The following is a 15,447-nucleotide window of genomic DNA, read 5'->3' on the forward strand; positions in this document are numbered from 1 at the left end:
GGACGTCAGACGGCCGCCGGATGTTTTTCGACATCCGGCGGCCGTGCGTCAGCCGTCCATGTGGTCCGGTGGGTCCGGGGTCAGAGCGTGTGCTGGACGAACCTCTCCGCCGTCTCCGCCAGGACCTCGCGGCCGTCGCGCGCCCACAGGCCGTCGTTGAAGAGTTCGACCTCGATGGGGCCCGTGTAGCCGGCCTGCTCGACGTACGCCTGCCACTCGCGCATGTCGATCGCGCCGTCGCCGATCTGGCCGCGGCCGTTGAGGACGCCCTCCGGGAGGGGGGTCGTCCAGTCGGCCAGTTGGAAGGTGTGGATACGGCCCGAGGCGCCCGCGCGGGCGATCTGGGCGGGAGCCTGGTCGTCCCACCAGATGTGGTACGTGTCGACCGTCACGCCGACCTGGTGGGCCGGGAAGCGTTCCGCGAGGTCCAGGGCCTGGGTGAGGGTGGAGACCACGCAGCGGTCGGCGGCGTACATGGGGTGGAGGGGTTCGATGGCCAGGCGGACGCCGTGCTGTTCGGCGTAAGGGCCCAGGACCGACAGGGCGTCCGCGATGCGTTCGCGCGCGCCGTGCAGGTCCTTGGAGCCGGGCGGGAGGCCGCCGGAGACCAGGACCAGGACCTCGGTGCCGAGGGTGGCCGCCTCCTCGACCGCCCGGCGGTTGTCGTCCAGGGCCTTGGCGCGTTCGGCGGGGTCGATCGCCGTGAAGAAGCCGCCGCGGCAGAGGGTGGTGACCGTCAGGCCCGCGTCGCGGATCAGCTTGGCGGTGGGCTCCAGGCCGTACGTCTGGACCGGCTCGCGCCACAGGCCCACCCCGGGGACACCCAACTCCAAGCAGGTGTCCACCAGTTCGGGCATCGACAGCTGCTTCACCGTCATCTGGTTGATGGAGAAGCGGGAGAGGGAGGACGGGGTGGCGGTCACTGGGGGACTCCGTACAGGGCCAGGAGGGTCTTCATGCGGTCCTCCGCCAGCTTCGGGTCGGGGAACAGGCCCAGGCCGTCGGCGAGTTCGTAGGCGCGGGCGAAGTGCGGGAGGCTGCGGGCCGACTGCAGGCCGCCGACCATCGTGAAGTGGGACTGGTGGCCCGCCAGCCAGGCCAGGAACACCACGCCCGTCTTGTAGAAGCGGGTGGGGGTCTGGAAGAGGTGGCGGGAGAGTTCGACCGTGGGGTCGAGCAGTCCCCTGAAGCCGGCCTTGTCGCCGGTGTCCAGGAGCCGTACCGCCTCCGCCGCCAGCGGGCCCAGCGGGTCGAAGATGCCGAGCAGGGCGTGGCTGAAGCCCTGCTCGTCGCCCGCGATCAGCTCGGGGTAGTTGAAGTCGTCGCCGGTGTAGCAGCGCACGCCCTGCGGGAGCCGGCGGCGGATGTCGATCTCGCGCCCGGCGTCCAGCAGGGAGACCTTGATGCCGTCGACCTTGTCGGGGTGCGCGGCGATGACCTCCAGGAAGGTGTCCGTCGCCGCGTCCAGGTCGGACGAGCCCCAGTAGCCCTCCAGCGCCGGGTCGAACATCGGGCCCAGCCAGTGCAGGATCACCGGCTCGGCGGCCTGGCGCAGGAGGTGGCCGTAGACCTCGAGGTAGTCCTCGGGGCCGGAGGCGGCCGCGGCCAGGGCGCGGGAGGCCATCAGGATCGTCTGGGCGCCGGCGGCCTCGACGAGGGCGAGCTGCTCCTCGTACGCCGTGCGGACCTCGGCGAGCGACGCCGGGCCGGTGAGCTGGTCGGTGCCCACGCCGCAGGCGATGCGGCCGCCGACCGCCTTCGCCTCGGCGGCGCTGCGGCGGATCAGCTCGGCCGCGCCCGCCCAGTCCAGGCCCATGCCGCGCTGGGCGGTGTCCATCGCCTCGGCGACGCCGAGCCCGTGCGACCACAGGTGGCGGCGGAAGGCGAGGGTGGCGTCCCAGTCGACGGCGGCCGGTGAATCGGGGGTGGTGTCCGCGAAGGGGTCGGCGACGACGTGCGCCGCCGAGTAGACCGTACGGGAGGTGAAGGGGGTGCCGGGGGTGACGGCCAGGGGCTCCTGGCGGGGGTCGTACGTCCGCAGTGTGCCGTCGGGGGCGGGCAGCTGGATGGTCACAGCGAGATCTCCGGGACGTCGAGGCGGCGGCCCTCGGCCGAGGACTTCAGGCCCAGCTCGGCGAGCTGGACGCCGCGGGCGCCGGCGAGGAGGTCCCAGTGGTAGGGGGCGTCGGCGTAGACGTGCTTGAGGAACAGCTCCCACTGGGCCTTGAAGCCGTTGTCGAAGTCGCCGTTGTCCGGGATCTCCTGCCACTGGTCGCGGAAGGAGTAGGTGGCCGGGATGTCCGGGTTCCAGACCGGCTTGGGGGTGGCGCTGCGGTGCTGGACCCGGCAGTTGCGCAGCCCGGCGACCGCGGAGCCCTCGGTGCCGTCGACCTGGAACTCGACGAGTTCGTCGCGGTTGACGCGGACGGCCCAGGAGGAGTTGATCTGGGCGATGGCGCCGCCGTCGAGCTCGAAGACGCCGTACGCCGCGTCGTCGGCCGTCGCGTCGTAGGGCTTGTCGCTCTCGTCCCAGCGCTGCGGGATGTGGGTGGCGGTGAGGGCCTGGACGGACTTCACCCGGCCGAACAGCTCGTGCAGGACGTACTCCCAGTGCGGGAACATGTCGACGACGATGCCGCCGCCGTCCTCGGCGCGGTAGTTCCAGGAGGGGCGCTGGGCGGTCTGCCAGTCGCCCTCGAAGACCCAGTAGCCGAACTCGCCGCGGATGGACAGGATCCGGCCGAAGAAGCCGCCGTCGATCAGGCGCTTCAGCTTGAGCAGGCCGGGGAGGAACAGCTTGTCCTGGACGACGCCGTGCTTGATGCCGGCCGCGTTCGCGAGGCGGGCGAGCTCCAGGGCGCCGTCGAGGCCGGTGGCCGTCGGCTTCTCGGTGTAGATGTGCTTGCCCGCGGCGATCGCCTTCTTGAGCGCCTCCTCGCGGGCGGAGGTCACCTGGGCGTCGAAGTAGATGTCGACGGTCGGGTCGGCGAGGACCTCGTCGACGTCCGTCGCCCAGTGCTCCAGGCCGTGCTGCTCGGCGAGCGCCTTCAGGGCGTGCTCGCGGCGGCCGACGAGGATCGGTTCCGGCCACAGCACGGTGCCGTCGCCGAGGTCGAGGCCGCCCTGTTCGCGCAGGGCGAGGATGGAGCGGACGAGGTGCTGGCGGTAGCCCATGCGCCCCGTCACGCCGTTCATGGCGATACGCACCGTCTTGCGTGTCACGTCGGTCCCTTCGTAGGCGTAGTACGCGGTGGTGTGCGCCGCGTACGCCTCTTCCTGATCAGCGTTACAGCAAGCGCTTTCTATATGAGGTCAAGCTAGCCTCTGACCAGTGGTCCGGACAAGACCGTGTCCATCCCGAGTTGTTCGAGGGGGCGAACAAGAGGGGGTTGTGGCCTTAGGGTCTGCACGGACACGCCAGGAACCGCGACCGCGGCCGGCCTGTCTTACGTGGACGTATGAGTACGTGGACGTATGGGGACGTACGACGAGATGCGTGACCGGAGGACGACGAGATGACGGTGACCCTGGCGGACGTGGCGGCCCGCGCGCAGGTATCGCCTGCGACGGTGTCGCGCGTGCTGAACGGGAACTATCCCGTCGCCGCAACCACCCGTGAGCGGGTGCTGCGGGCCGTGGACGAGCTGGACTATGTGCTGAACGGGCCCGCGAGCGCGCTCGCGGCGGCGACCTCCGACCTGGTGGGGATCCTGGTCAACGACATCGCCGACCCCTTCTTCGGGATCATGGCCAGCGCGATCCAGGGGGAGATCGGGGGACCCGGCGGGCGCGCCGGGGGCGAGCGGCTGGCGGTGGTCTGCAACACCGGGGGCTCGCCCGAGCGGGAGCTGACCTATCTGACGCTGCTGCAACGGCAGCGGGCGGCGGCCGTCGTGCTGACCGGCGGGGCCATGGAGAACGAGCCGCACGCGGCGGCGATGGCGGCGAAGCTGCGCAAGCTGGGGGAGGCGGGGACGCGGATCGTGCTGTGCGGGCGGCCGCCGGCGCCGGACACCTCGGCGATCGCGCTCACCTTCGACAACCGCGGCGGCGGGCGGGAGCTCACCGAGCACCTCATCGGGCTCGGGCACCGGCGGCTCGGGTACATCGCCGGTCCCGAGGAGCGGACGACGACCCGGCACCGGCTGGAGGGGCACCGGGCCGCGCTGGCGGCGGCGGGGATCGAGGAGGATCCGCGGTGGACCGTGCACGGGCGGTACGACCGGCGGGCGGGGTACGAGGCGACGCTGGAGCTGCTGCGGCGGGACCCGAGTCTGACCGCGGTGGTCGCCGCGAACGACTCCGTCGCGCTCGGCGCGTGTGCGGCTTTGCGGGACTCCGGGCTGCGGATTCCCGAGGACGTGTCGGTGGCCGGGTTCGACGATCTGCCGTTCAGCATCGACGCGGTGCCTTCGCTTACGACGGTGCGGTTGCCGTTGGCGGAGGCGGGGGCTCGGGCGGGGCGGATCGCGATGGGGCGGGAGGAGCCGCCGCCCGGGGGGATCGCCACGGTGCGGGGGGAGTTGATGGTGCGGGGGTCCTCCGGGGTGCCGCGGGTGTAGGGCGCCCTCTGCCGGATGCGTGAGGTGTGTCGGGGCGACCGTCTCCGGGGGCTGCCGCCCCCGGACCCCCGCTTCGGCCCTGAACGGGCCTCGTCCTCAAACGCCGGACGGGCTGATTTGGCCGGCCCTGCGCCGAGAAATCACCGTCCCAAGCCCCCACGCATCAGCCCTACTCCCCCCGCGCCCTGAGCCGCGTCTCCGGGTTCTGACACCACTCCAGTACCGACGGCCAGGGGCCGTAGCCCGCGTCCAGGTCCAGGTGGGCTGCTCCGGGGAGGAGTTCCGCCGTGAGGCCCAGGGGGGTGCCGTAGGCCTGTTGGACGCCCTCCGGGAGGTACGGGTCGTTGTCGCCGGCCACCAGGTGGGTGGGGGTGGGGAGGGGGAGGCCGGTCAGGGGTGGGGGTGTGAATTCCGCGATCTCCGGGTGGCTTCGGACCACGGAGGCCGAGGGCGGGGCGACCAGGAGGACGCGGTCCGGGGCGGTCACGCCGGGGAGCTCGCGGGCGGCGGCGTGCAGCCAGAGGACCGCGGACAGGCTGTGGGCGATCACGATCCGTTCGGTGGCCGTGGGGTCGAAGCCGGCCAGGAACCCTTCCAGTTCGGTCAGCCACGTCTCCAGGGACGGGGTGTCCGGGTCGGGGAGCCGGGGGTACGTGACGGGGTGGCCCAGGGCGGTCAGGCGGTCCGCCAGCCAGTGCTGCCAGTGAGCCTCGGGGCGGTGGTTCTGCCAGCCGTGAAGGATCAATACGGAAAGTGCGGGTGTGGTGGGCATGTGTTGATCCTGACCTCCCCCAACCGGCAGGTCCAGTTAATCTTCTGCGGTGGAACCGTTAAGCACTGCCTTCACCATTGATCTGCGCCGCCTCACCGTCCTGCGCGAACTCCAGCGCCGCGGCAGCGTCGCGCGGACCGCCCAGGCCCTGCACCTCACCCCCTCGGCGGTCTCCCAGCAACTCGCCACCCTCGCCCGTGACCTGGGCGTCCCTCTCACCGAACGCGACGGCAGGGGCGTACGGCTCACCGGCCAGGCCCGGGTCCTGCTCTCCCACGCCGACGTCATCGCCGCCCAGCTGGAGCGGGCCCGCGCCGATCTCGCGGCGTACACCGACGGCGGCCGGGGCACGGTGACCGTCGGCTGTTTCTCCAGCGCCATCCTGGGGCTGCTGCCCACCGCGCTGCGAGCCCTGCGGGAGCGGCTGCCACAGCTGCGGGTGGACATCGTGGAGGCGGAGCCGCCGGATCTGTTCACCGCGCTCGACGCCGGGCAGCTCGATGTCGCCGTGGCCGTCGACTTCGCCGCCACTCCCCCGCACACCGACCCCCGCTACAGCCGCGAGGACCTCCTCACCGATGTCCTCGACGTCGCCCTCCCGCCCGGCCATCCCCTCGCGGACCGCGCCGCCGTACCCCTGCGGGAGCTGGCGAAGGACGTCTGGATCGTCGGCGACGCGGCGAGCTGCTGCGGCGCGGTGACCCGTTCGGTCTGCGCGGCGGCCGGCTTCACGCCCGACATCCGGCACTCCGTCGGCGACTGGGCCGCGCTGGCCGCCCTGGTCGAGGCGGGGGCCGGGGTGGCGCTCGTACCGCGCCTGGTGCGGTCCCTCCACCCCCACCCCTCACCCCTGCTCCGCCCCGCCGAGGGCGTGCCGCCGTCGCGGAACGTCTTCGTCGCCGTACGGGCGGGGGCCGAGGGGGATCCGGTGCTGGGTGCCGTACGGGAGGAGCTTCGGGCGGCGGCCGCCGGCCTCGGCTGAGGAGTGTCGGGTCACGAGCGCCGACGGGGCCGGTTTGACGCCCTTTTAGCTAACCGCTATCTATTGAGGGGTCCCAGAGGAGGGTGGTCCGTGCAGGACGTGGTGCTGGCGCTGCTGGCCAAAGAGCCGTCGCACGGGTATGACCTGCGCAGGCGGTTGGCAGCGGCGCTCGGCCCCTTGGGGGAGACGCTGAACGCGGGGCAGATCTATGTGACGCTCACCCGGCTGGAAAAAGCGGGACTCGTCGTCCAGGACCGGGAGGACGCGCCGGTGCGCGGCCCCCGGCGCAAGGTGTACGCGCTGACCGCGGCCGGGCAGGAGCGGGTGGCCACATGGATGGCCGAGAGCGCCGGGCCCAAAGCGGACATGACGGAGTTCCATCTGAAGCTGGTGGCCGCCGCCGAGTCGGGTCTGGCCGATCCGCTCTCGCTCGTGGACGCGCGGCGGCGGGAGCTGTTACGCGGCCTCGCCGAGGCCCAGCACGCCGCCCTCGCTCACGACACGGACTCGGAAGCCGGGCTGCTCCTGGAGGGCATCGCGCTCCGGATGCAGGCCGATCTTCGCTGGCTGGAGGCATGCGGGCGGCTCTGGTCCGCCCGCACCCCGCGGGGGAAAGGCATGGGAGACGGATGACGAGGGACGGTCGGCGGGTCGGGCGCTGGTTGCGGCGGACGGGTACGGAGGACAGCCCGGGCGCGGGACCGGCAGGCCCCGGCCCCGATGAGGTGGCCGGTCCGGTGCTGCGGGCGGCCGGCCTGACGCGCACCTACGGGGCCGACGAGAGTCTGGTGTGGGCCGTCGACGAGGTCGACCTCGATGTTCCCGCCGGACAGACGCTCGCGGTGACCGGGCCCAGCGGCTGCGGCAAGTCCACGCTGCTGCAGCTCCTCGGCGGTCTCGACCGGCCCACCGAGGGCGAGGTGTGGCTCGGCGGGCGGCGTAGCGACCGGCTCGGCGAACGGGCACTGGCCCGGCTGCGGCGCCGCGCCGTGGGATTCGTCTTCCAGTCCTACCACCTGATGCCCGAGCTGAGCGCGGCGCAGAACGTCGAGCTGCCCGCGCTGCTCGCCGGCGCCTCGCCGCGCACCGCCCGTATCCGTGCCGCCGAGCTCCTCGACCAGGTCGGGCTCGCCGACCGCACCACCACCGTCCACGCCCTGTCCGACCCCGCTCACGGGCTCACGCACCACCGGCGCCTGAACACCGTGACGGCGTATCTGCCCACGTCGCTGCTGCTCGGCATCCGGCTGCTCACCGGTCGGCCCGGCCGCGCCGCCCTGGCCTCCGCCGGCACGGCCGCCACCACCCTCATGATCACCGCGCTGCTCACCTTCCACGCCGAACTCGACGCGGCCCCCGCCTCCCTGCGGTACGGCCCCCTCCAGGTGCGGACCGACCAGACCGGCCAGGTGCTGCTCGCCGTCACGCTCGCGCTGGTGGCACTGTCCACGCTCAACACGGTGCTCCTCGGCTGGAGCACCGCCGTGCAGGCCCGGCACACCCTGACCATCACCCGTACCCTCGGCGCCACCCCCGGCCAGGTCGTCGCGGCGCTGTGCACCGCGCAACTCCTGCCGGCCGTGCCCGCGGTGGCGGCGGGTATTCCGGCCGGGCTCGGCCTGTACTGGCTCTTCGGCACGCAGGCCGCGCCCCCGGGATCGTGGCTGCTCACCGCCGCACTCGTCATCCTGTCGGCAGCCGGAGCGCTGACCGCCCTGCCCGCATGGACCCACACCCGCGGCCCGGCCGGACGCACCCTCGACACCGAACCCGTCTGACGGACTCGGCGAACGGCGGGGGATTTCCCGTACCGCACCCGCTCACGACCGGACGGGTACGGGAGGGTGGGTGCTCGGGGCGGTCGTCATGAGGCGCTCCCGGCTGCCCCCAGGAATCTCGCCACCCGGCGCTCCAGCGCCTCCCGCCGCGCGGGCCATTCCTCCGCCGTGATCGCGAAGATCGCGGAGTCGCGGAGGCGGCCGTCCTCGCCGGGGGCCCAGGAGCGGGACCAGTTGCGCAGGACGCCCTCGAAGCGGGCGCCCACGCTCTCGATGGCCGCGCGGGAGCGTTCGTTGCGGGCGTCGGTCTTGAGGTCGACGCGGGAGACGCCCCATTCCTCGAAGGCGTGGCGGAACAGGAGGAGTTTGGCCTCCGCGTTCACCCCGGTGCCCTGTGCGGAGGCCGCGAGCCAGGTGAAGCCCACCTCCACGGCGTCCACGCGGTCCTCCGAGCGCCAGCAGCGCGGCTCCCAGTACGAGGTGGCTCCGACCACCTGCCCGGAGGCGAGGGACACCTGTACGTAGGGCGCGAGGAGGCCGGTGGCGGCGCGGCCGAGCTGGGCGTCGATGTAGGCGTCGACCTCGTGTGCTCGCGGCACCCAGGTGAACGCGTACGTACCCCGGTTCTCCTCCGCCGCCACCGCCAACTCCCCCGCGTGCCGCCGCTCCAGCGGCTCCAGCCGCACCAGCGCGCCCTGCAGCACCGGGCCCCGCAGTCGGAAACTCACCCGCCGATCTCCCCCTTCAACCGTGCGAACGCCTCGTGGAAACCCGGGAAAGTCTTGCGGACGCAGCCCGGGTCGTCGAACGAGATTCCGGGGGTGCGCAGACCCGTCACCGCGAAGGACATGACGATGCGGTGGTCGCCGTACGTCTTGATGTCGGCGCCCCGGGGCGTGCCGGGCCGGATCTCGATCCAGTCCTCGCCGGTCGCCACGTCCACGCCGAGCCGGCGCAGGTTCTCCGCGCAGGCGTCGAGGCGGTCGCACTCCTTGACGCGGGTGTTCGCCACGTCCTCGATGCGCACCGGTCCCGAGGCGAACGGGGCGATCGCGGCGAGGGTCGGCATGGTGTCGGAGATGTCCCGCATGTTGACGGTGACGCCGTGGAGTTCGCCGGTGCCCTTCACCGTCGTACGGTCCGCGCCGACCTCCACCAGCGCGCCCATCCGCCGCAGCACCTCCACGAAGCCCAGGTCGCCCTGGAGCGCGCCCTCGCCGAGGCCGGCCACGGTGACCTCGCCGCCGGTGAGCGCGGCGGCGGCGAAGAAGTAGCTGGAGGTGGAGGCGTCGGGTTCGATCGCGTACGTGGTGGCGCGGTAGCCGCCCGGCGGGACGACGTAGGCGGTGCCCTCGCGGCGCACCTCCACGCCGAAGGACCGCATCATCGCGATCGTGATCTCCACGTACGGCACGGAGACCAGGTCGGTGACGGTGATGCGCAGGCCGGTGCGGGTGAGCGGGCCGAGCAGGAGGAGGGCGGTCAGGTACTGGGAGGACTGGCCGGCGTCCAGCACCACCTCGCCGCCCTCGACGCCGTGCGCGGTGACGGTGAGCGGGTGGTGGCCCTCCGCCTCCTCGTGCCGCAGGTCCACACCGAGGTCGCGCAGGGCGCGGGTGAGCGGGAGCAGGGGGCGGCGGCGCATCTGGGGCGAGGCGTCGAAGCGGTAGGTGCCGTGGCCGGCGGCGGCGAGGGTGGGCAGGAAGCGGGCGGTCGTCGCGCCGTCCCGGCAGTAGACGTCGGCCTCGGCGACGGCGGGGCCCTGGGGGCGGCCGTCGACCTGCCAGCTGTCGGGGGTGCGGCCGACGCGGTAGCCGAGCCGGACCAGCCCTTCGGCGAAGCCCTCCGTGTCGTCCGAACGCAGGGGCCGCTGCAGGGTGGTGACACCGTCGGCGGCGGCCGCGAGGAACAGGGCACGGGCGGTGATGGACTTGGAACCGGGGATGTCGACGAGGGCCATGCCCTCATGATCCCGTGCGCGCCCCCTCCGACGGGGGCAAGTCCACGAGATGGACCGCCGACGGGGCGGCCGCCGGTGACGTCGTCCCGGCCGCCGTCCCCGCCCCCGCCCGCGCCCGCGCCGGCGCCAGGGACGTCAGGGCCACCCCGCCCACCAGGAGGGCCGCCGCGCCCCAGCGCAGGCCGCTGATCGGCTCGCCGAGGAACAGGGCCGCCGACGACATGCCGAAGACGGGGACCAGGAGGGTGAAGGGGGCGACGGTGGACGCGGGGTACCGGCGCAGCAGCAGGCCCCAGGCGCCGAAGCCGAAGACGGTGGTGACCCAGGCGACGTACACGACCGTGCCGGCGCCCTGCCAGTCGAGGGCGCGCAGGGCGTCGTAGTCCCGGCCCGGCCCCTCGGTGAGGAGGGAGAGGGCCAGCAGCGGCAGGACCGGGACGGTGCTCACCCAGACCATGAAGTTCAGGGCGTCGGGCGGGGATGCCTTGCGGGTGAGGACGTTGGAGGTGCCCCAGCAGGCCGCCGCCGCGACGCACAGGGCGAAGGCGCCGAGCGGGCCCGAGGAGCCCTCGTCGACGGCCGCGACCCCGATCCCGGCGAGGGCGATCAGCATGCCCAGGATCCGCAGCCGGGTGGGCCGCTCCCCGAGGACGGCGAAGGCGATGGCCGCCGTGAACACCGCCTGGATCTGGAGCACCAGGGAGGACAGGCCGGCCGGCATGCCCGTGTCCATCGAGACGAAGAGCAGCCCGAACTTCGCCACGCCCAGCACCAGCCCCACCGCCACGATCCACTTCCACGCCACCGTGGGCCGGCCCACGAGGAAGACCGCCGGCAGGGCCGCGACCAGGAACCGCAGGGCCGAGAAGAGCAGGGGCGGGAAGTGGCCGAGACCGATCTCGATGACGGTGAAGTTGACGCCCCAGACGGCGGCGACGAGGACGGCGAGGGCGAGATGGGCTGGGCGCATGCGTCGAGGATCACCCGCCCCGACCGTGAAGCACCAGCGATGTTTCCTGCATGGTGGGGTGAAGGAACGCTACCGATTGGACTCTCCGGTGCTCGATCTCCAGCGCCTGCGCGCCCTGCACGCCGTCTCCGTCCACGGCACCGTCGGCGCCGCCGCCGCCGCGCTCGGCTACACGCCGTCCGCCGTCTCCCAGCAGATCGCCAAACTGGAACGGGAGACCCGCACGGTCCTGCTGGAGCGGGAGGGCCGGGGCATCCGCCTCACCGACGAGGCACTTCAACTCGCCGCCACGGCGAAGGAGTTGATGGCCATCGTGGAGCGGGCCGAGACCGAGCTGGAGGAGCGGCGCGGGGTGCCGGCCGGGCGGCTGGACATCGCCGCGTTCCCGTCGGCGGCGCGCGGTCTGCTGCCCTCCGTCCTCGCCGAACTCGCCCGCGCCCACCCCGCGCTGGACGCCCGGCTCTGCGAGGTCGACCCGCATCTGTCGGTGGACCTGGTCGCGAAGGGGGCGGTGGACCTCGCGGTCGCGCACGACTGGGACATCGCCCCGCTGCCCGCCCCGGCGGGTGTCGAGCAGGCGGTGATCGGGGACGACCTGTGCGATCTGCTGGTCCCGGCGGGCCATCCCTTCGCGGGGCGTACGGCCGTACGGCGGGAGGAGCTGGGCGGCGAGCGGTGGATCTGCCAGCCGCCCGGGCGGGTCTGCCACGACTGGCTGGTACGCACCCTGCGCGCGGCCGGCCATGAGCCGGACGTCGTCCACACGGCGGAGGAGAACCCGACCCTGGTCGCCCTGGTCGCCGCCGGCCTCGGCGTCGCCCTCATCCCCCGACTGGGCCGGGGCCCCCTGCCGGCGGGGGTCGTGGAGGTCCCGCTCGACCCGATGCCCGTACGGCGGCTGTACGCGCTGTGGCGCACGGGGGCGGCCCGGCGGCCGGCGATCGCGGAGACGGTGCGGGTGCTGCGGGAGCGGTGGCCGGGATAGGCACAGCGGCCACAGCAGGCATGGCCTCCCGGGGCCATTTAGTAGCCATGGATTTAGTAGCCATGGACATAATATCTATGTAATGTATCGAGCATGCCTACGACACCCGTGCTCGACTCGTTCCTCCACCACGAGGAGACCGGCTCCGGAGCCGACGGGACCGCCTTCGTGTTCCTGCACGGCAACCCCTCCTCCTCGCACACCTGGCGCCGGGTCCTCCCCGGCATCGGCGCGGGCCGCCTCCTCGCGCCCGACCTCATCGGCATGGGCCGCTCCGGCAAGCCCGACCTCCCGTACCTCTTCGACGACCACGCCCGTCACCTCGACGCCTGGTTCGACGCGCTCGGCCTGGACCGGGTGGTGCTGGTCGGTCACGACTGGGGCGGCGCCCTCGCCTTCGACTGGGCCGCGCGGCACCCGGAGCGGGTGCGCGGGCTCGCCTTCTTCGAGACCTTCGTCAAGCCGCTGGCCTGGGACGAGCTGACACCACAGGCCCGGGCGCGGGCGGAGACGATCCGTTCGTCGGCGGGCGAGGCGATGCTCGACGAGAACCTCTTCGTACGGCAGGCCTACTCCGGCGGCGTCCTCACCCCGGCCTCCCCCACCGACCTGGCGGCCTACCTCGCGCCGTACCCCACCCGCGAGAGCCGCCGTCCACTGCTGTCCTGGGCCCGGCAGATGCCGCTCGGCGGCGAACCGGCCGCACTCGTCGCACGCATCGAGGCGTACGACGCCTGGCTCGCGAAGAGCGAGGACGTACCGAAGCTGCTGCTCACCTTCGAGGGCTCGCCCACCCTGCTCGTCGGGCCGGAGACCGCCGACTGGTGCGCCCGGAACATCGCCGCGCTGGAGACGGTGGCCTGCGGCCCCGCCGGACACCACGCGACGGAGGACCGGCCCGCCGAGATCGCGGCGGCGGTGTCCGCCTGGGCGGACCGGCGCGGTCTGCGGGGCGCGTGACGGGGGGACCGGGCCTGCGTGCGGTACGGGAACCGGTGCCTCTCCCCGCTCGTCCAAGCCGCAAGCCGCCGGAAGAGTCTCCTCGGTGCGGTGTCGGCCCTCGCCACTGGCCGCGATCGCCGACCCACCCTCTCCGCCGCACCGCGGCCGACGGCCATGCCGTCATCGGCGCGCCCCCCTCCAATGCGCCGATGGCGGCCCCACCGCGGGTAGCGTGCGCCCCAGCCCCCCACCCCGCGAAGGAGCGCCCCCATGCCCTCCCGACGTACCGTCCTCGCCGCCGGCGCGGGCGTCACCGCGGCGCTCGCCGTCGGCGGCACGGCCCAGGCCGACGAGGGCCGCCCGGCCGCCCTGCTGTCCCGGATGACCCTGGCGGAGAAGGTCGGCCAGCTGTTCGTGGCCCGTGTGTACGGCCACTCGGCGACCGCCCCGGACCAGGCCGACATCGACGCCAACCTGAAGGAACTCGGTGTCCGCACCGCCGCCGAGCTGGTCGCGAAGTACCGCGTCGGCGGGATCATCTACTTCACCTGGGCGCACAACACCCGCGACCCGCGCCAGATCGCCGAGCTCTCCGACGGCATCCAGCGGGCCGCGCTCCAACAGCCGCGCGGCGTACCCGTGCTGATCTCCACCGACCAGGAGCACGGCATCGTCTGCCGGATCGGCGGTCCGGCCACCCTCTTCCCGGGCGCGATGGCCCTCGGCGCGATCGACTCCACGGCCGACGCCCGCACCCTCGGCCGGATCGCGGGCGGTGAACTGCGCGCGATGGGCGTTCGGCAGAACTACTCCCCCGTGGCCGACGTGAACGTGAACCCGGCCAACCCGGTCATCGGCGTCCGCTCCTTCGGCGCCGACCCGGAGGCCGTTGCCGCCCTGGTGGCCGAGGAGGTGAGGGGCTATCAGGCCGCCGGGGTCGCGGCCACCGCCAAGCACTTCCCGGGGCACGGGGACACCGCCGTCGACAGCCACACCGGCTTCCCGGTCATCACCCACACCCGCGAGGTCTGGGAGCGCCTGGACGCGGCCCCCTTCCGCGCGGCGATCGCGGCCGGCGTCGACGCGATCATGACCGGGCACCTCCTGGTCCCCGCCCTCGACGCCTCCGGCGACCCGGCCACCCTCTCCCGACCCATCCTCACCGGCATCCTGCGCGAACGCCTCGGCTACGACGGGGTCGTGGTCACCGACGCGCTCGGCATGGCGGGCGTCCGCACCAAGTACGGCGACGACCGCGTCCCCGTGCTCGCCCTCAAGGCCGGCGTGGACCAGCTCCTCGACCCGCCCGACCTCGCCCTCGCCGTCGGCGCGGTCCTGAAGGCCGTGCAGGACGGGGAACTCACCGAGGAGCGCCTCGACGCCTCCGTGCTGCGGATCCTGCGGCTGAAGGAGAAGCTGGGGCTGTTCGCCGAGCCGTACGCCGATCCCGACGCCGTGGGCCGCCTGGTGGGCCGCCCCGAGCACCTGGCCGAGGCCGACCGGATCGCCGCACGGACGACGACCCTGCTGGTCGACGAGGGCCCGCTGCTCCCCCTCTCGCCCCGCGCGCACCCCCGCCTCCTGGTCCTGGGCGCCGACCCGGCCTCCCCCTCCGGCACCACGGGCCCGCCCACCACGGTCCTGGCCAGCGCCCTCACCGCTCTCGGCTTCACGGCGACGGCCCTGTCCACCGGTACGGACCCGTCCGCCGAGACGATCGAACGGGCGGTGGCGGCGGCGGCCGAGGCGGACGCGGTCGTCGTGGCGACCTACAACGTCACCGCCGCAAGCCCCCAGCGCACCCTCGCCGAACGCGTGACGGCGGCCGGCCGCCCGGTGGTGGCGGTCGCCGTCCGCAACCCGTACGACGTCGCCCACCTCCCGTCCGTACCGGCCGTCCTGGCCACCTACTCCTGGACCGACGTCGAACTCCGCGCCGCCGCCCGGGTGATCGCGGGCACGGCACGCCCCAGGGGCAGGCTTCCGGTGCCGGTACAGCGGGCGGACGACCCGGCGCGGGTGCTCTATCCCTTGGGGCACGGCCTGACGTACTGAGGTACCGAGTACCTGCCGTCTCACGCGTCCGGACCAGTTGGGCATGCGGCATATGCCAGGGCCAAGGAAGCTGGTCACACCCCTGACGATCCGTCGACGCGGAGGCGAGCGAGACATGGTGACACCTCTGACACGGATTCCGCTGGACGGCGGCGGCTCCATTCTGGTCGAGCAACCGGGTCTGCTGGACGGAGGCCCGGTGAAGGCCGGACGGATCGGCGACGCCGTACGCGAGCTGCCGCTGACCTTGGAAGGCGCGCTGGAGCCGATCACCGAAACCGCCCGCGTCACCCTGGAGCAGCTGCGCAGGGCCCGGCCCGACCAGATCACGGTCGAGTTCGGGGTCGACCTCGCGTTCGAGGCCGGGGCGGTGATCACCAAGAGCCAGGCGGGTTGCCACCTGCGGGTGACGGTGTCCTGGAAGAGCGGGGGCTGATCCCC

15 protein-coding genes are annotated in these 15,447 nt (G+C 73.3%); 8 read left to right on the top strand and 7 right to left on the bottom strand.

Translation table 11 applies throughout. From position 1 onward, the window contains the following. Positions 1–80: 80 nt before the first annotated feature. The 3 genes from ABZ464_RS17190 to ABZ464_RS17200 are packed head-to-tail and all read right to left on the bottom strand — an operon-like array spanning position 81 to position 3,222. Complete coding sequence (locus ABZ464_RS17190) at positions 81–878, bottom strand: sugar phosphate isomerase/epimerase family protein (RefSeq protein ID WP_359277421.1); 798 nt, start codon at positions 876–878, stop codon at positions 81–83. 41 nt (positions 879–919) lie between these two features. After that, complete coding sequence (locus ABZ464_RS17195) at positions 920–2,074, bottom strand: dihydrodipicolinate synthase family protein (protein ID WP_359277233.1); 1,155 nt, start codon at positions 2,072–2,074, stop codon at positions 920–922. Further along, entirely contained in the window at positions 2,071–3,222 is a 1,152-nt protein-coding gene (locus tag ABZ464_RS17200; RefSeq protein WP_359277236.1) for a Gfo/Idh/MocA family oxidoreductase, read from the bottom strand. Before ABZ464_RS17200 ends, ABZ464_RS17195 begins: the two co-directional genes overlap by 4 nt. Positions 3,223–3,515: 293 nt before the next feature. Between ABZ464_RS17200 and ABZ464_RS17205 the strand changes: the two genes are divergently transcribed. Next, complete coding sequence (locus ABZ464_RS17205) at positions 3,516–4,562, top strand: LacI family DNA-binding transcriptional regulator (RefSeq protein ID WP_359277238.1); 1,047 nt, start codon at positions 3,516–3,518, stop codon at positions 4,560–4,562. A gap of 169 nt (positions 4,563–4,731) precedes the next feature. Here the strand turns inward: ABZ464_RS17205 and ABZ464_RS17210 are convergent, their stop codons facing one another. Beyond that, positions 4,732–5,334: an alpha/beta hydrolase gene (locus ABZ464_RS17210; protein ID WP_359277242.1), complete on the bottom strand. Its 603-nt coding sequence runs from the start codon at positions 5,332–5,334 to the stop codon at positions 4,732–4,734. Between the two features lie 49 nt (positions 5,335–5,383). Between ABZ464_RS17210 and ABZ464_RS17215 the strand changes: the two genes are divergently transcribed. The 3 genes from ABZ464_RS17215 to ABZ464_RS17225 all read left to right on the top strand — a co-directional run bounded on the left by ABZ464_RS17215 (position 5,384) and on the right by ABZ464_RS17225 (position 8,094). Continuing rightward, complete coding sequence (locus tag ABZ464_RS17215) at positions 5,384–6,316, top strand: LysR substrate-binding domain-containing protein (protein ID WP_359277245.1); 933 nt, start codon at positions 5,384–5,386, stop codon at positions 6,314–6,316. Positions 6,317–6,406: 90 nt separating this feature from the next. After that, positions 6,407–6,949: a PadR family transcriptional regulator gene (locus ABZ464_RS17220; RefSeq protein ID WP_359277248.1), complete on the top strand. Its 543-nt coding sequence runs from the start codon at positions 6,407–6,409 to the stop codon at positions 6,947–6,949. Continuing rightward, positions 6,946–8,094: an ATP-binding cassette domain-containing protein gene (locus ABZ464_RS17225; RefSeq protein ID WP_359277251.1), complete on the top strand. Its 1,149-nt coding sequence runs from the start codon at positions 6,946–6,948 to the stop codon at positions 8,092–8,094. The genes ABZ464_RS17220 and ABZ464_RS17225 overlap by 4 nt, the downstream gene beginning before the upstream one ends. An 86-nt stretch (positions 8,095–8,180) precedes the next feature. On the opposite strand, the gene ABZ464_RS17230 is transcribed toward ABZ464_RS17225, so the two are convergent. From ABZ464_RS17230 to ABZ464_RS17240, 3 genes are read right to left on the bottom strand one after another with little or no spacing between them, the layout of a single operon-like run. Next, positions 8,181–8,822, bottom strand: a complete 642-nt coding sequence (locus tag ABZ464_RS17230; protein ID WP_359277254.1) for a GNAT family protein — start codon at positions 8,820–8,822, stop codon at positions 8,181–8,183. Beyond that, positions 8,819–10,054 (bottom strand): 3-phosphoshikimate 1-carboxyvinyltransferase, encoded by a 1,236-nt coding sequence (aroA, locus tag ABZ464_RS17235; protein ID WP_359277257.1) that lies wholly within the window; start codon positions 10,052–10,054, stop codon positions 8,819–8,821. The genes ABZ464_RS17230 and aroA overlap by 4 nt, the downstream gene beginning before the upstream one ends. Before the next feature lie 4 nt (positions 10,055–10,058). Continuing rightward, positions 10,059–11,024 (bottom strand): EamA family transporter, encoded by a 966-nt coding sequence (locus ABZ464_RS17240; protein ID WP_359277260.1) that lies wholly within the window; start codon positions 11,022–11,024, stop codon positions 10,059–10,061. A gap of 88 nt (positions 11,025–11,112) precedes the next feature. On the opposite strand from ABZ464_RS17240, the gene ABZ464_RS17245 reads away from it, so the two are divergent. The 4 genes from ABZ464_RS17245 to ABZ464_RS17260 all read left to right on the top strand — a co-directional run bounded on the left by ABZ464_RS17245 (position 11,113) and on the right by ABZ464_RS17260 (position 15,442). Continuing rightward, positions 11,113–12,009, top strand: coding sequence for a LysR family transcriptional regulator (locus ABZ464_RS17245; protein WP_359277424.1), 897 nt, complete (start codon positions 11,113–11,115; stop codon positions 12,007–12,009). A gap of 93 nt (positions 12,010–12,102) precedes the next feature. Next, entirely contained in the window at positions 12,103–12,969 is an 867-nt protein-coding gene (locus ABZ464_RS17250; protein WP_359277263.1) for a haloalkane dehalogenase, read from the top strand. Positions 12,970–13,221: 252 nt separating this feature from the next. Next, entirely contained in the window at positions 13,222–15,006 is a 1,785-nt protein-coding gene (locus ABZ464_RS17255) for a glycoside hydrolase family 3 N-terminal domain-containing protein (protein WP_359277266.1), read from the top strand. Positions 15,007–15,121: 115 nt separating this feature from the next. Further along, positions 15,122–15,442, top strand: a complete 321-nt coding sequence (locus tag ABZ464_RS17260) for a CU044_2847 family protein (protein ID WP_359277269.1) — start codon at positions 15,122–15,124, stop codon at positions 15,440–15,442. Positions 15,443–15,447 lie beyond the last annotated feature (5 nt).

This window comes from Streptomyces sp. NPDC005820 (genome assembly GCF_040630255.1).
In the GTDB taxonomy this organism is placed as follows: Bacteria; Actinomycetota; Actinomycetes; order Streptomycetales; family Streptomycetaceae; genus Streptomyces.

Excerpts from the sequence above, each read along its gene's own strand:
- ABZ464_RS17190 (WP_359277421.1), bottom strand. The coding sequence starts at position 878 with ATGACGGTGAAGCAGCTGTCGATGCCCGAACTGGTGGACACCTGCTTG.
- ABZ464_RS17205 (WP_359277238.1), top strand. The coding sequence starts at position 3,516 with ATGACGGTGACCCTGGCGGACGTGGCGGCCCGCGCGCAGGTATCGCCT.
- ABZ464_RS17210 (WP_359277242.1), bottom strand. The coding sequence starts at position 5,334 with ATGCCCACCACACCCGCACTTTCCGTATTGATCCTTCACGGCTGGCAG.
- ABZ464_RS17225 (WP_359277251.1), top strand. The coding sequence starts at position 6,946 with ATGACGAGGGACGGTCGGCGGGTCGGGCGCTGGTTGCGGCGGACGGGT.
- aroA (WP_359277257.1), bottom strand. The coding sequence starts at position 10,054 with ATGGCCCTCGTCGACATCCCCGGTTCCAAGTCCATCACCGCCCGTGCC.
- ABZ464_RS17240 (WP_359277260.1), bottom strand. The coding sequence starts at position 11,024 with ATGCGCCCAGCCCATCTCGCCCTCGCCGTCCTCGTCGCCGCCGTCTGG.
- ABZ464_RS17250 (WP_359277263.1), top strand. The coding sequence starts at position 12,103 with ATGCCTACGACACCCGTGCTCGACTCGTTCCTCCACCACGAGGAGACC.
- ABZ464_RS17255 (WP_359277266.1), top strand. The coding sequence starts at position 13,222 with ATGCCCTCCCGACGTACCGTCCTCGCCGCCGGCGCGGGCGTCACCGCG.
- ABZ464_RS17260 (WP_359277269.1), top strand. The coding sequence starts at position 15,122 with ATGGTGACACCTCTGACACGGATTCCGCTGGACGGCGGCGGCTCCATT.